This is a genomic window from Undibacterium sp. YM2, from assembly GCF_009937975.1.
Classification (GTDB): Bacteria; Pseudomonadota; Gammaproteobacteria; order Burkholderiales; family Burkholderiaceae_D; genus Undibacterium.
In genome coordinates this window covers 4,667,040-4,680,539 of record NZ_AP018441.1, presented here as the reverse complement: position 1 = coordinate 4,680,539, position 13,500 = coordinate 4,667,040, and the positions used below count along the sequence as shown (strand labels likewise).

The 13,500-nt window shown below is 51.9% G+C and carries 10 protein-coding genes and 10 tRNA genes; 14 read left to right on the top strand and 6 right to left on the bottom strand.

All coding sequences use genetic code 11. The features are described 5' to 3' along the window. The first annotated feature begins 43 nt into the window (after window positions 1-43). The 14 genes from UNDYM_RS21370 to UNDYM_RS21305 all read left to right on the top strand — a co-directional run bounded on the left by UNDYM_RS21370 (window position 44) and on the right by UNDYM_RS21305 (window position 6,953). A tRNA-His gene (locus UNDYM_RS21370) sits at window positions 44-118 on the top strand. Between the two features lie 23 nt (window positions 119-141). Beyond that, window positions 142-226: transfer RNA gene (locus UNDYM_RS21365), tRNA-Leu, on the top strand. A 266-nt stretch (window positions 227-492) separates the two neighbouring features. Continuing rightward, window positions 493-569, top strand: a tRNA-Pro gene (locus UNDYM_RS21360). A gap of 192 nt (window positions 570-761) precedes the next feature. After that, window positions 762-836, top strand: a tRNA-His gene (locus UNDYM_RS21355). A gap of 24 nt (window positions 837-860) precedes the next feature. Further along, window positions 861-945: transfer RNA gene (locus tag UNDYM_RS21350), tRNA-Leu, on the top strand. Between the two features lie 14 nt (window positions 946-959). Then, window positions 960-1,046: transfer RNA gene (locus UNDYM_RS21345), tRNA-Ser, on the top strand. A 47-nt stretch (window positions 1,047-1,093) separates the two neighbouring features. Next, window positions 1,094-1,178: transfer RNA gene (locus tag UNDYM_RS21340), tRNA-Leu, on the top strand. 266 nt (window positions 1,179-1,444) lie between these two features. Beyond that, window positions 1,445-1,521: transfer RNA gene (locus tag UNDYM_RS21335), tRNA-Pro, on the top strand. Window positions 1,522-1,766: 245 nt separating this feature from the next. After that, window positions 1,767-1,849, top strand: a tRNA-Leu gene (locus UNDYM_RS21330). A 129-nt stretch (window positions 1,850-1,978) separates the two neighbouring features. Next, window positions 1,979-2,063: transfer RNA gene (locus UNDYM_RS21325), tRNA-OTHER, on the top strand. 216 nt (window positions 2,064-2,279) lie between these two features. Beyond that, complete coding sequence (locus UNDYM_RS21320; protein WP_162042866.1) at window positions 2,280-4,412, top strand: SMP-30/gluconolactonase/LRE family protein; 2,133 nt, start codon at window positions 2,280-2,282, stop codon at window positions 4,410-4,412. 471 nt (window positions 4,413-4,883) lie between these two features. Continuing rightward, the gene (locus tag UNDYM_RS21315; RefSeq protein WP_162042865.1) at window positions 4,884-5,300 is read left to right on the top strand and encodes a hypothetical protein; all 417 of its coding nucleotides are present in this window, start codon (window positions 4,884-4,886) and stop codon (window positions 5,298-5,300) included. A 323-nt stretch (window positions 5,301-5,623) separates the two neighbouring features. After that, window positions 5,624-6,193, top strand: coding sequence for a hypothetical protein (locus UNDYM_RS21310; protein WP_162042864.1), 570 nt, complete (start codon window positions 5,624-5,626; stop codon window positions 6,191-6,193). Continuing rightward, window positions 6,162-6,953 carry a transglycosylase SLT domain-containing protein gene (locus UNDYM_RS21305; RefSeq protein ID WP_162042863.1) on the top strand — a complete coding sequence of 264 codons (792 nt, stop codon included), beginning with the start codon at window positions 6,162-6,164 and terminating at the stop codon, window positions 6,951-6,953. The genes UNDYM_RS21310 and UNDYM_RS21305 overlap by 32 nt, the downstream gene beginning before the upstream one ends. Before the next feature lie 143 nt (window positions 6,954-7,096). On the opposite strand, the gene UNDYM_RS21300 is transcribed toward UNDYM_RS21305, so the two are convergent. The 6 genes from UNDYM_RS21300 to UNDYM_RS21275 all read right to left on the bottom strand — a co-directional run bounded on the left by UNDYM_RS21300 (window position 7,097) and on the right by UNDYM_RS21275 (window position 13,317). After that, window positions 7,097-7,654, bottom strand: a complete 558-nt coding sequence (locus UNDYM_RS21300; protein WP_162042862.1) for an NUDIX hydrolase — start codon at window positions 7,652-7,654, stop codon at window positions 7,097-7,099. A gap of 228 nt (window positions 7,655-7,882) precedes the next feature. Then, window positions 7,883-8,824 carry a hypothetical protein gene (locus UNDYM_RS21295; RefSeq protein WP_162042861.1) on the bottom strand — a complete coding sequence of 314 codons (942 nt, stop codon included), beginning with the start codon at window positions 8,822-8,824 and terminating at the stop codon, window positions 7,883-7,885. Window positions 8,825-9,139: 315 nt separating this feature from the next. Next, window positions 9,140-10,804: a hypothetical protein gene (locus tag UNDYM_RS21290; RefSeq protein ID WP_162042860.1), complete on the bottom strand. Its 1,665-nt coding sequence runs from the start codon at window positions 10,802-10,804 to the stop codon at window positions 9,140-9,142. Between the two features lie 406 nt (window positions 10,805-11,210). Continuing rightward, window positions 11,211-11,981 carry a DNA-binding domain-containing protein gene (locus tag UNDYM_RS21285; RefSeq protein ID WP_162042859.1) on the bottom strand — a complete coding sequence of 257 codons (771 nt, stop codon included), beginning with the start codon at window positions 11,979-11,981 and terminating at the stop codon, window positions 11,211-11,213. Window positions 11,982-12,005: 24 nt separating this feature from the next. Continuing rightward, the gene (locus tag UNDYM_RS21280) at window positions 12,006-12,848 is read right to left on the bottom strand and encodes a DUF692 domain-containing protein (RefSeq protein ID WP_162042858.1); all 843 of its coding nucleotides are present in this window, start codon (window positions 12,846-12,848) and stop codon (window positions 12,006-12,008) included. Window positions 12,849-13,047: 199 nt separating this feature from the next. Further along, a complete protein-coding gene (locus tag UNDYM_RS21275; RefSeq protein WP_162042857.1) occupies window positions 13,048-13,317 on the bottom strand; it encodes a hypothetical protein in 270 nt (89 codons plus the stop codon). Window positions 13,318-13,500: the final 183 nt, after the last annotated feature.

Here is a 13,500-nt window from a genome sequence, read left to right as displayed (position 1 = left end):
GCAGAGGTTCAGCGATGAAAGGAAATAATCAGCCTGCTTTGGTGTGGCCATAGCTTAACGGTGAAAGTCGCGGATTGTGATTCCGCTTATCCCGGTTCGATTCCGAGTGGTCACCCCAAAGCAGGTTGAAGAATGAATGAAGCGCATGTGGTGGAATTGGAATACACGCTGGCCTCAGAAGTCAGTGCCGAAAGGATTGAGGGTTCAAGTCCCTCCGTGCGCACCAGTTATATAGGGGATTAACCAAGATGCCAGGCACCGGAATTTGAATCCGGCATATTAGTGAACTGTGAAAGTGAAAAGCGAAGTGCCTGCCATGTGCGCGACGATCATGGCTGCGTTGCAAATACTCGCGATAGTCCCGCTATCGCTGTGTTTTGCGCCTTGCCCTGATTCGCCGGGCACATGTCCTTCACTTTCGCTTTCACTTTCACAGTCCACTAGGTTCGAATCCTTGGTCCCCTGCCAGTTTGAGAAGTGAAAAAGTTTTTTCGGAGTGTAGCGCAGTCTGGTAGCGCAACTGCTTTGGGAGCAGAAGGTCCGGGGTTCAAATCCTCGCACTCCGACCAGTTAGAACGTTGCATCGTTCCGTAGAGAGCGTCGTGGTAAACGGCGTTCTCTACACCCTGACTTTGCAGCTTGGTAGGGTGCGCCGTGCGCACCATCGTTGATCAACGAAACGGGTGTGCTGGTGCGCACGGCGCACCTTACGAGAACAAGTAAAGGTTCAGCAATGAAAGAAAAGATCAGCCTGCTTTGGGGTGTCCATAGCTTAACGGTGAAAGTCGCGGATTGTGATTCCGCTTATCCCGGTTCGATTCCGGGTGGTCACCCCAAAGCAGGTTGAAGAATGAATAAATGCGCATGTGGTGGAATTGGAATACACGCTGGTTTCAAAAACCAGCACCGCAAGGTTTGAGGGTTCGAGTCCCTCCATGCGCACCAGTATTTAGAAATTTGGAAACGTGGCAGAGCGGCCATTGCAGCTGTCTGGAAGACAGTAGGGCTGAAAGGTCCCGTGAGTTCGAGTCTCACCGTTTCCGCCAGTGAGTAAGCGCATCTGCATACATGCCGGTGAGCGAGAGAGTTGTATGCGCGTGTGGTGGAATTGGGATACATGCTGGTCTTAGAAACCAGTGCCGAAAGGATTGAGGGTTCAAGTCCCTCCGCGCGCACCAGTATTACAGGGGATTAGCCAAGAGGCCAGGCACCGGAATTTGAATCCGGCATATTAGTGAACTGTGAAAGTGAAAAGCGAAGTGCCTGCCATGTGCGCGACGATCATGGCTGCGTTGCAAATACTCGCGATAGCCCCGCTATCGCTGTGTTTTGCGCCTTGCCCTGATTCGCCGGGCACATGTCCTTCACTTTCGCTTTCACTTTCACAGTCCACTGGGTTCGAATCCTTGATCCCCTTCCAGTATTGAGTAGTGAAAAGTTTTTTCGGAGTGTAGCGCAGTCTGGTAGCGCAACTGCTTTGGGAGCAGAAGGTCCGGGGTTCAAATCCTCGCACTCCGACCAGTTTGAGTCTTGCATGATTTTGTAGGGTGCGCCGTGCGCACCATCGTTGATCAACGAAACGTTTGTGCCGGTGCGCACGGCGCACCCTACCAGACCAGGCAAAGGTTCAGCGATAAAGGAAAAAATTACCCTGCTTTGGAGGGCATAAATAACGGTGAAAGTCGAGGATTGTGACTCCGCATATGTTCACTTATCCTGGTTCGACTCCGGGTACTCACTCCAAAGCCGCTTGAAAAATGATTTAAGCGCGTGTGGTGGAATGGTATACACGCTGGTCTTAAACACCAGCGCCTCTGGCATGTGGGTTCGAGTCCCACCGCGCGCACCAGGATAGCCATCAATATTACCGCCGTCATGCCAGACTTGATCTGTCATCCAGCGACGTTCGCTGCCAAGCAGGACGAGATTGGGCAGGGATAAAATTTGCGCGTACCGAGTGTGTGGCAATAAGAATTTTGAAAACGTGGCAGAGCGGTTGAATGCACCTGTCTAAATACAGCAATCGCTGTCGGGGGCCGTGAGTTCGAATCTCACCGTTTTCAGATATTTTCTTGGTGGTAGATGAAGACAGATGCATTCGTGAAATGCTATCGCCAATATAGTTGCTTACGGTAAAGATATTCAAATGTGGTAATATGTTTGCAATTTGGCATTCTTGTGCCGCTGCATTAGCGGTTGGTGCACCCGGACATGGTTCAGCTTTAACCCATACATGGACCGGCCAGTCTGCTTGCTTGTTCACCCACCCGTATCCGCTCATGATTACATTCAAAGCTTTTAGTCATTCTCTTTGTGGCATTCCTTTTCGCGCCTCCCTGAGCTGTCTCGTCACCGCAGCCATACTCACTGCTTGTGGCGGTGGTGGCAGTGCAGCGCCTGGTGCTGTCTCTCCTGGTACGACCAGCGGAACAACAGGCAGCACAGGTAATACGACAGGCACCAACACAGGTACCACAGCTGGCACAGGCAGTATTGCTCTGCTTGCCGGTAATGTCGGTGGTCCTGGCATTGTTGATGGCACGGGGACAAACGCGCGCTTCAGTGGCCTCAATGGCATCACGCTCGATACCAGCGGCAATCTCTATGTCGGTGACGACAAGCGTGTGCGCAAGATAACGCCAGCAGGCGCGGTCACGACCTTTGCCGGAGGCGAATTTGGTTATGCAGAAGGAAGCGGCAGCAGTGTCAAGTTCTTTAAGGCACAGCACATGGCAAGTGATGCTGCAGGCAATATCTATGTGCTCGACCCTTACGCCTGCGTGGTGCGCAAACTGACACCCGCTGCCGTCTCATCAACGCTGGCTGGCAGTGTGTGTTCCGCCGCGATGGCAGACGGGCAGGGCAGTGCTGCCAGCTTTGCCATGCTCTCAGGCATGACCATAGACAGCGCAGGCAACCTGTATATCGCGGATGAGCACACCATACGCAAGCTGACACCGGCAGGCATGGTCACGACTATCGCAGGCAAACCCGGGGTCAGTGCGGCAGATGATGGCCAGGGTAGCAATGCCCGTTTTTTCTGGCCCTCTGGCCTGGCGACCGATAATGCTGGCAATGTCTATATTGCAGACAGCTACAATCACAGCATACGCAAGATGACACCCGCAGGCGCAGTCACTACCGTCGCTGGCCGTGCCGGTGAGACCGGCAGCGTCGATGGCACAGTCGCTGTATCCCGTTTCAATACCCCGCGTGCAGTGGCTGTCGATACGGCTGGCAATATCTTTGTGGCTGACACTTTCAACAGCGTCATCCGCAAGATCACACAGGCAGGCATGGTCAGCACCGTGGCCGGTAGCAGCGGACAAGTAGGGATAGACGATGGCACTGGCGTGGCCGCCAGATTTGCCCAGCCTGTGGCCATCGTTGGTGACAGCGCGGGTAACCTGTATGTAGCAGATGCAGGCAATTTCAACGTGCGCAAAATCAATGCAGCCGGTGTGGTCACGACGCTGGCGGGTGCCATCAACATCAGGTATGCCCTCGATGGCGTAGGCGCAACTGCCGGGTTTTATGCGCCTGGTAACCTGGCCGCAGACATCTACGGCAATCTTTACCTCAATGATTTTATGTCTGGCAAACACATCGTGCGCAAGGTCACAGCGGCAGGGGTGGTCAGTACCATAGCTGGCGTGTCTGCCAATTTTGGCCAGATCGGTGGCCTGGCAACAGATGTCAATGGCAATGTGTATGTCGCCGATACCGTAGGCACTATCCGCCAGATCAACCCCGCCGGTGTGATCACGCCAGTGGCGGGTGTGGAGTGGAAGTTTGGTCTGGTCGATGGCAAGGGCAGCGAAGCCAGGTTCAAATCGCCAAATGGTATCGTCAACATGGGTAATGGCGACATGCTGGTGGCTGACATGGTCAACCAGGCCATACGCAAAGTCACCGCTACTGGCCAGGTCAGCACCTATGCCAGCATCCCGCTGACGCAGGCTGCCACCTACAAGCCTTTTGATGAGGGACGTGGAACACCTTATATATCCAATGGCATGGCGATGGACAGCAGTGGCAATCTGTATGTGGCAGACGGCGGCAGCCATGTGATCTTCAAGATTTCCAGCGCAGGCGTCAGCAGTGTTTTTGCCGGTGTCGAATTTCAGCCGGGCAGTGCCGATGGCACAGGCACCGCCGCCCGCTTCAACCGCCCGCAAGGCATGACTATCGACACCAAAGGCAATTTGTATGTGGCTGATACCGACAACAATACCGTACGCAAAATCACCCCGGCAGGCGTAGTCACGACACTGATCGGCACCCCCGGCCAGGAAGGCTTTACCACCGGCCCCTTGCCAGGCGTATTGTCAAAACCGCAGTCTGTGGTGTTCAGCAATGATGCCCTGTACATCACAACTTACCAGGGCGTGGTGGTCGCGCGTAATTTTTGAGTGTTGTTAGATGTTCGTGGCTGATGTTACTCACACGGGTAGGATCAGCCAGACTGTAGGGCGCATTGCAATGCGCCTTACATTATCGCCTTGACCACATACCCTGTTGCCCCTGCCATCTCGAACTCGCTTTACATGACGGCGGGTTTCATCGCCTTGAATTGCTGCGCTTGACTAATCTGTCAAGCTCCGCAAAAAACGCCCGCCTGGCCCTGACATTTTCTTCCCCAGCCCAACAATCATTGATAAAATGCGCGCTGCTTTGCGCAATGGGTTTGCATATTTCTCACCAGTAATTTTGCTCTCTGTCGCCATTCACATACTTGTATTAAAAACCATAAAACTGATACGTCCATCTACGCATGTGCACCTGCAAGGCCATGCGTGCAGGTCTGTCTTCACATAAAACAAAAAGCCCGCGCGCCTTTATTGAGGCATGCGCAGGCACTTTAACCCGGGAAGGTTTGCACCATGTTTCGTTTTCTCTCCATGCTTCTGGTACTTGGCGTTGTGGCCAAGGTCGTCTATACGATGAACAAGGGCGACATCAAGGCAGCATCCGATGATGTAGAGATTAAAGCTCAATTTGACAGGGTGCAGCAAAAACTGCCGATGACACTGGAGAACGGTATCCGCATCGACAAGGCAGAGTACGTCGACCGCGTGGCCCGCATGTATGCCACAGAAGCATTCAAGTTTGAAGCGACTGACAGCCAGAAAGAGAAATTCAAAAAAGAGATGATCGCGTCCTATTGCAAAGGGAATATGCAGGCGTTTTACAAAGCCAAGGCCAGGGTGGAATATAATTTTAAAACCCAGCCACATTCACTCAATGATCTCTCCAGCGAAACCTGGAAAGTGATGCTGGAACCGGCTGATTGCAGGTGAGTCGCAGCTAAGAATACAGATAAGAATACAGATAAGACAGATGTTCTTGAACGCTGTCATCATCAAAAGAACCCGCTTGTGTAGCGGGTTTTTTTATTCAGCAAATATGGCGCATCAGGCTGCACCCAAGCTTTAGGATGCTGATGCTAAAAAGTTTGCAGCTCTGATCCTGGCACACCTTGAATGTTCATGATCAGCTTCATTGACAATGCGGCATGATCACAACGCTTCGCTAGGCATCATGTTTAGGATAATCAAAGTAAAACACAGTGTTGTATAATGGTCATGTATTGATATTCGATAAGCACCTTGGAAGCCCTATGATGAACAAGTATTTGCCAGGTTTTTGTGTACTGCTCGGTCTGAGCGTGGGCTGTGCTTTATTTCCGCTTCTCGCCTATGCCGCAGGGCCAGCAACGGGCGGCCCTTATGTCAATGAGGCCAAACTGCATTGCGAGCAGCTTGATGTCAAAGTGGAGACATTTTGCCAGTTGGATAAAAGCGCTGAAGAGCAGTGCTTTTTGCAGAGGGCACAATTACGCCATGGGATTACAGGTAAGTTGACTGAGAAATTCTACCTCTATGAAAATTACCTCAAGGATCAGTCACTTATTACTGGAATGTTGTGTGTTAAAGGAAGTAATAAGAAAAACAAGGTCATACTACGTTCAACCAATCTGGGCAACTGCAAAGGCTGCGAGTGGAGTGATTATTTTTCTGAGACTGGCGAATTTCTCGGGTCTGACAGGACTATGTTTGGCGCAACAAATAGCAAGCCAAAAAAATTGCCGCATAACTTTGATGAAAAGATTAGCTACGAAACAGATGCGGCTGGAAATATGGTGACGATAGAAGAAGTGTATGTTGATCGTCGGCTTCGTAAGGAAAAGTAATATGTCAGGACATTCAACAAACTTGAGCAAGCATGGTGTGCCCATGACACCTGAGTCATTAGGTAATAGCCGAGACTGGGGGGACGCAAATGATCATGTCAAATTTGGAGTGCAAAAGGAAATCATCCAGCAAGCAACGAAGGCCAGGTTGCCGCAACATGATATCGCTAATTTATTAGCGCTTGCTGAAGTGGAGTCAGGATTTAATCCTGATGCCGCTACAACTTCTCGTATTTCTTCTGCGTCCGGCGTCTTTGCCATTACTGATGAAACTGCTAAAGACACAAAAAACCGGCTTAGTGGTACTCAGAAAATTGATGGTTTTACAGTCAATGGCAATTACGATCGATTTAAACCTGAATCAAATGTGTCATATGGTATCGCAACTTATCTCGATAAAAAGAAACACGCACATTCTGAAAATATTGGCACTATTTACGAGAAGTGGAATACCAATGCCGACGAAACTGCCAAGTACAAAGACAGGTTGCAGCAACATGCAAAGCAGTACGAAAAAGACTTGAAAAATAAAGTCTGGGATGGCCCAGGGCCACCAGCACCAGAAAAATCCGTGGTTTTTCTCAAGCCAGAACCTGCTGGCAGCACGGCTTTCGAGAAGATGTCCCCTGTACCCAAGATGTCTATTCCTGCGTTTGATCAGCGTGAATGTCTGAATATGCCGGACACACCCTCCAGCCGTCTTCTGCAAAGTGTCAAAGAACCCCCTAAAGTCAGCCCCGACAAACTGGGTTTGAAGTAATTTCATCAGGCTTGGTCTGGACAATGTTTTTGTCGCTCGCTGATCTTGGGTAAGGCTGGCGACATTCCAGAAAAACATCCTACAGCCCGCGTAGATACAATTAGCAGCGCATAATCGTACCTACGTCACTAATTGAACCTGCGTCATGACGCTAAGAGCTTGTTATTTTCCAGCTTGGTAAGGAAGCGTTTCATATGCGGGTCCGTGCGCTCAAGTGGAACTTCGTTGAACGGAAACCAGCGTGCATCCCTAAACTCACCCTCCTCAGCTTCGTCAAATTTGAAGCTGTGGTGACGGCTGGCGCGTACTACGTACCATAGCGAAACATCGGTATGTCCGGCCGTAAGCCCAACAGTCGTCGTGATGGTCACGAATAGAGGTGGTTCTATGGGATGTGATGCTACAAAGCCGAGTTCCTCTTCCAATTCACGATCAACTGTGACACGCGGGTGTTCTCCTGGCTCAACATGGCCACCTGGTGGAAGCCACAACTGCGCATTCCTGTGATCGACCAGCAGGATATGCCCGTCATCTACAACGACAACATAGGATACAAGATGCATGGGCGGCGTGGCTGGCTTTGCAACGCGACACAAATCAGTTCCAGAGTCTATCCATGCAAGACAACGAGAAATATCATCACGCTCGATGGCGTCGATGGGAGTGATAGAAATAACTTCATCTCTGATTTGCTTGCGCATAGTAGCCTTGGTTTGTAGTCCGCGTAGGTACGATTAGCAGCGCGTAATCGTACGCATGATATCTCTGAGAAATTACAGTCTTTCAAAGACTGCGCAGAATGAATTACCTTCTCAATGAGATGTCGTTCCCCGGAAAAGCAATGCATAAAAATTGTAATCTTAACGACTGGCAAACGCTGACATGCGTACGATTACGCTTGCGCTAATCGTACCTACATCCTGTATTGCTCACAGCGACGGCACGTTCATCGCCGTCATGGGTGGTTCTGGTTTTTCCAGCAGGGCAGTGACAGCTTTCACAAACGCATCCTTGTCCGGCACTGGCCCCAGGCCGTAGTTGCTGCGGCAGCCATTTTGTATGCCGGTCAGCATGGTGAAGGCTTTGCCGCCACGTGGCATGATGCTGTATTCAAGGCTGAAGGTCTGGTAGCCCGAGTCCTGGCCGTTTGAGGCGATGGCCATGAAATGGGCTTCTCCTCTGGCGATGGCCCTGGGCATCTGTATGGTGATCAGCTCTTTGCCGGATGGGCTTGTGTCCGTGTAGACGGCGATGCCGCGGCAGGGCACGATCTTGTTGGCGTCGCTGATATTGCTTTTGCCAAAATTAACCCAGATGCGGGTGAAGATGGCCGTGCCATCTTGCTTGAGGCTGGCAACAAAGCTGGCAGCTCCCTCGCCCTGCAACAGGCGTGGCAAGACCACGCGGGTCATGGTCCAGTGGTGTTCGCGGCTTTCCTGCTCGCTGCTGTTGCCGGCTTCACCACCCTCAGCTTCGTCATTGACCGTGCGGATCTGCAAGACATCCTTTTTCCACAATACCAGGGCATTGATTAAAAACCCCAGGGCAAAGGGTATGCTGATCCACAGGCTGATGGGTTCAAACACTTTTTTTGCCGGGAACATGCTCTTGACGATCATCAGCAAGAACATCAGATTCAGCAACACCGCAAGCAGGCACCTGAGCCTGCTGCTGCCTTCCGAGCAAGCCCTGAGAGACACGCCTACCGGTATCATGAACATCATGATGGACAGCATGTCTGCGCTTGCATAATTGGGGCGGAACAAATACGCCAGGAAGCGGATGATGCAATAAAGCACCAGCAGCAAATTGGCAAGAAAGGCGATGCTGATAAGAGGGTGGTTGACGCTGACTTTTTCTGTCGTGGGCATAAATAATCTGCTGGTAAGGCCTGGTCAGGATGGGAATATCCGGGCGTATTTTACCGGACGCACATCGCCAGAGCTACAGCGATATCAGTCGTTGAGGGATTCAGGATCAGCATGGGATGAGGTGTAGGGTGCGCCGTGCGCACCGATCTCTGGCGAGAGTAATATCAACTACAGCAATATAAACGCATTAACGCATGGTAATACACCGGTGCACATGGCGCACCATACTCAATGACGCAATATGGCTATCGATGTTAAGCCTGGGCTGTAGGGCGCATCCCAATTGATGGAATGTGCCCCAGGCAGGGGCAATGCCTAATTCGTATGGAAAGACTCAAAAAACGCTGCAATCTTGGGTGAGTTGGCCATATCCTTTGGTGCACCCGCTTCGATGATGTATACGGTTTTTCCGACGAGGAAAAAATCTACTTTCTTCACCGCGCCTGGGGCAGACAGGGTGACACTGCGCCCGGCATTGCCCTCTACCTGTATGCTGTTCTCGCTGACGACGCTGATCTTGCCCTTGCCTTGGCCTACCATGCCTGCCTTGATCGTGTCCAGGAAATAGGTAGGGTCGGCGGGTCTCACGGCCAGGTCAAAAGACGTGATTGCATACTGTATCTTGCCAGAGGTCACGGAATAGGTATGATTGTTGAACACACCTTCGGCCGCTGGCGCCTCTTGTTCAATTGGCGTGCCCGGCATGCTGATGGAATAGCGGTTGTCAGGCGGTGAAAACTCGGCGACGGGTTCTTCTTTTGGTGGTTTGATGATTTTACCGGACACCGCAAACAGGCAGGCAGTCAGCGCCAGGCTGGCCAGGAAGATATTGCGCAGGTCATGGTTATCATCCGGGATCGCTTCACGCGCACCGAGAAATCCGACCTTGTAGCCATCTTCCTTGATACGCGCAGTGGCCTTCATGTTATAGGACACCATCAGTATGATATTCACCAGCGGCACAAAAGACAGGATGAACATGAAAAGCGTCTTGACAGCCGACCAGCCAAAACCACCAGCCATGCGGAAAAAACCAAGCAGGCTGGAGAAGATGGTCATCAGGCCCAGACAGCATAAGCCCAGTATTTCTACGCGGCTGGAGAAGTCCATACTCTTTGCCCAGGCAGCCAGGACAAAGTAGAACAAAATACCCAATATCAGCAGGCGCTGGCCTATGGCAAGGCGGCCCACGTCATGGCCATCGGCGCTCGCGTATTGCACAGACGATACGCTGTCTGCCAGGGTATTGCTGCGCCCACCCTCATTGCGGCTGCCTGCACTGGCCGCCGCGCTGCTTTTTGCCGAGGCAGCGCCCGCAGGCGCAGGCATCACCATATCGCTGCGGCTGAAAATCCAGTTATATACCGGCCGCTTGATGGTAAACACCGAAGCCTTGGCCGTAATCGCGATAGAAACCAGCATGCTGTCGGTGCGCATGCAGCAGATCAGCAGATGGCTTTCTTCAGTGTCGCCAGGCTGTATGCCCTTGTATTCAGCCACGATGCCCTGGATGCGGTTGCCCCAGTTCTCGCCCTTGATGACAGTGGGCTTGGCGACCTGCTTGAAGTGCGGCATCTCTTTATCGACGATGTGCAGGCGCATGCCCACCCATTTTTCTATCGATATACCTTCGCGCGCAAAACCATTCGCTTCGAGTTTGGTGCCGGTGGCCGCATCCAGCAAATGCAGTGAGCGGCTGTTCTTGACCTCTCTCCAGCTACCCGGCGCATAAAATTCCAGCCCCAGATGGGCATTACGGAATTCTTTGGGATTGAGGTAGGCAATATCATGTCCGGTCAGCTCTTGCTGGCTCGGTGGCGTTGGTGATTGCGTTTGCGGCGGTGGCGTAGTAGAAGGGGCAGGCGCTGCTTTTTTGGCGACGGGCTCATCCCATTCTTCAAGACTCAACGCACCTGCATTGACATTGATCTCAGGGAAGGGAGTAGCAGAGGTTTTCCGGTTCGGCGGGTCAAATGTCATGGGTGATCTGTGAAACAGTTGGGCTCAGGTTTCGCCGTAGCAAAGCATGGATTAGAACATTGACGCGTGAATTGTGTCAAATTGTTTCACTGCTTTACAAAGCGACAAAATTTCTCTGTGGGAATATTGTTTGCAGGCTTAGCTGCTTGTGGGGGATGGAGGAGCAGGATGACAGTGATGCGTGCAAGGAGATAATCGTAGGGCGCATTGCAATGCGCCACATGTGGGCGTCATGTACGGCGATGGTGATTTGCAGGAGCGGCGGCCTGATGCCAGAAGTAGGGTGCGCCGTGCGCACCGTTGGATGGTCCTGGCAATATTAATGTACGGCGATGCAGCGGTGCGCACGGCGCACCCTACTAGATTGCCATCGGGTTTTTACATGACGGCACTGGCAAAAAAACGGCTATGCCTCTACCGCCTCCACCAGCATCTCATCCACCACCCAGGTCTGCAACCAGCCACCTATTTCACTGGCAATCTCCGGATTATTTTCTGCCGCCTGCTCACAGACGTCGGCAAAGCGCATGCCTGCACCGAGTTGCACCAGCGCCTGCGCTTCTGCTGCATTCAATGACCTGAAATGCGCCTGCAACTGCTTGCGCCAGACTATCCAGGTCGTTGCATGCTCTGTTGATACCGGATCAGGCGGGGCCCTGTCTTCATTCAGGGCCAGCCAGATCGCCACGCTATTCCACTGCATGGGGATGAATTGCAAAGAGCCGCTGGTACTTAAAGCCACGGTTTCCCAGTCTTGTACGCTTGCCAGGTCAGGCAGGCTCAGGATAGCCTGATCAGGCGCATCAAAGGCCAGGCCCAGCGCCCATTCAAACTGTGCCAGCTCTGCCACTTGCGGGTGTTCGGCAAACTGTGTGCGCAACTGCTCAGCAAATGCATCACCAAACCAGCGCAGATTGCGGTACGACGAAGGGTGCGCGTCTATGTATATTGCACAAGCCTGGTAAAACAAATCGTCACCAAGATAAGCATGGGTTTTGCCATAGGCCTCGGACAAGGCATCGCGCAGGCGCAAGCGGTAAGCCTGGTAATAAATATCCAGCCGGGCATCACGCCCCAGGCCTGGTGTCTCGGCCAGATGCTTGTGCATGCTGAGCGCATCACGCTGGCCTAAAATAAATTGCTGGAAATCTGCTTGCAGGATTTGCGTCGTATTCATCATCGTCACGTTTTTTTGTCAGCTTCATGCCGCGATGGCTGGTGAAAGTATGTCAGCGCAAATACGGCGAGCCTGCTCCAGCTCTGCCACCAGTTCAGCCAGCGGCGGGATATTGTCATCGCGCTCTATCATGCTCGGCACCGCACCAAAGCGGCGTATCGCCTGCGCATACAAGTCCCAGACCGGGTCGGCAATCGGCTGGTCATGGGTATCAACAATATGCGTGCCGTGGTCGCTATGGCCTGCGAGGTGGATTTGCTGCACGCGGCCCAGCGGTATGCCGCGCAGATAGTCCATCGCATCAAAACCATGGTTGATACTGCTGACGTAGATATTATTCACATCCAGCAAAATCATGCTGTCTGCCTGTTCTGCAATCGCGGCGACAAATTCCCATTCGGGCATGCTGTCGCTGCTGTATTGCAGATAGCTCGATACATTCTCCAGCACCAGCCTGCGCCCCAGCACATCCTGCACACGGCGCACATTATTGACAACAAGCCTGATGGTTTCTTCGTTATACGGCAGCGGGAACAGGTCATGCATATTCTTGCCATGCACACCCGTCCAGCAGATATGGTCAGACACCCACATCGGTGAGACTCTATCGATGAGCTTTTTCAAGTCACGCAGATAATCATCCGACGGGCCTTCCGGTGTGCCTATGGACATCGATACCCCATGCATGACGACAGGGTAATCAGCGCGTATGGCATCGAGCATCGCCAGCGGTTTACCACCGGGCACCATGTAGTTTTCAGACAAAATCTCAAACCAGTCGACTGCCGGCTTATCGGCCAGTATGGACAGATAATGGTCGGTACGCAAACCCAGGCCAAAGCTGGAAGAGGTGAGGGGATTTGTCATGATGAAGATATATGGAGTGAAAACAGAAAATGCGCGGCTCCAAAGAACCAGGGAACCTCTGAGTAAGTGTAGCGAGCGGCGTTAGTTTGGGTTAAGAAGCGCAGTCGTACGATAGTACGGCGAGCATCGCAGGCCCAAAATAGCGTCGCGCAGTAACTTAATCAGAGGTTCCCTAGCGCATTTCACCGATTACGCTAGATTATTTATCCAGATCAACGATTTTGCCGCCTTTAGCCAGGCATTGACCAGCAGCAGTTGCTACAAAGCCATGGCCTTTGCAAGAATTTTGGCCTTTGCATGCGTTTTCTGCTGTTTTGCAGTCGCTGGTACCTTTGCAGCTATTGATGCCAGCACAATGTACCTTGTCACCAGCGCTGATTGTGCTTGTAGCAGCAACAGCAAAACCAGACAAAGCCAGAGTAGCGGCAGCAGCAGCGATCAGGGCGCCAGTTTGGATAGATTTTTTCATGATGTGTTCTCCGTAAAATATAAAATAAGTGAAGGTAATTAAATACTGCCAACTACTTTTGAAGCTCTATTGAAAGTTAAACCAAGTCCTTTGCTTGCCTTGCCGTAAGCATCAACAAGCAGAACTTAAGCATCAGTCGGACGGATTTCAGATTACTTACACTTTTTTTTAAATATTTTTAAA

Excerpts from the sequence above, each read along its gene's own strand:
- UNDYM_RS21280 (WP_162042858.1), bottom strand. The coding sequence starts at position 12,848 with ATGACAAATCCCCTCACCTCTTCCAGCTTTGGCCTGGGTTTGCGTACC.
- UNDYM_RS21275 (WP_162042857.1), bottom strand. The coding sequence starts at position 13,317 with ATGAAAAAATCTATCCAAACTGGCGCCCTGATCGCTGCTGCTGCCGCT.
- UNDYM_RS21315 (WP_162042865.1), top strand. The coding sequence starts at position 4,884 with ATGTTTCGTTTTCTCTCCATGCTTCTGGTACTTGGCGTTGTGGCCAAG.
- UNDYM_RS21295 (WP_162042861.1), bottom strand. The coding sequence starts at position 8,824 with ATGCCCACGACAGAAAAAGTCAGCGTCAACCACCCTCTTATCAGCATC.
- UNDYM_RS21300 (WP_162042862.1), bottom strand. The coding sequence starts at position 7,654 with ATGCGCAAGCAAATCAGAGATGAAGTTATTTCTATCACTCCCATCGAC.
- UNDYM_RS21290 (WP_162042860.1), bottom strand. The coding sequence starts at position 10,804 with ATGACATTTGACCCGCCGAACCGGAAAACCTCTGCTACTCCCTTCCCT.
- UNDYM_RS21310 (WP_162042864.1), top strand. The coding sequence starts at position 5,624 with ATGAACAAGTATTTGCCAGGTTTTTGTGTACTGCTCGGTCTGAGCGTG.
- UNDYM_RS21305 (WP_162042863.1), top strand. The coding sequence starts at position 6,162 with ATGTTGATCGTCGGCTTCGTAAGGAAAAGTAATATGTCAGGACATTCA.
- UNDYM_RS21285 (WP_162042859.1), bottom strand. The coding sequence starts at position 11,981 with ATGAATACGACGCAAATCCTGCAAGCAGATTTCCAGCAATTTATTTTA.
- UNDYM_RS21320 (WP_162042866.1), top strand. The coding sequence starts at position 2,280 with ATGATTACATTCAAAGCTTTTAGTCATTCTCTTTGTGGCATTCCTTTT.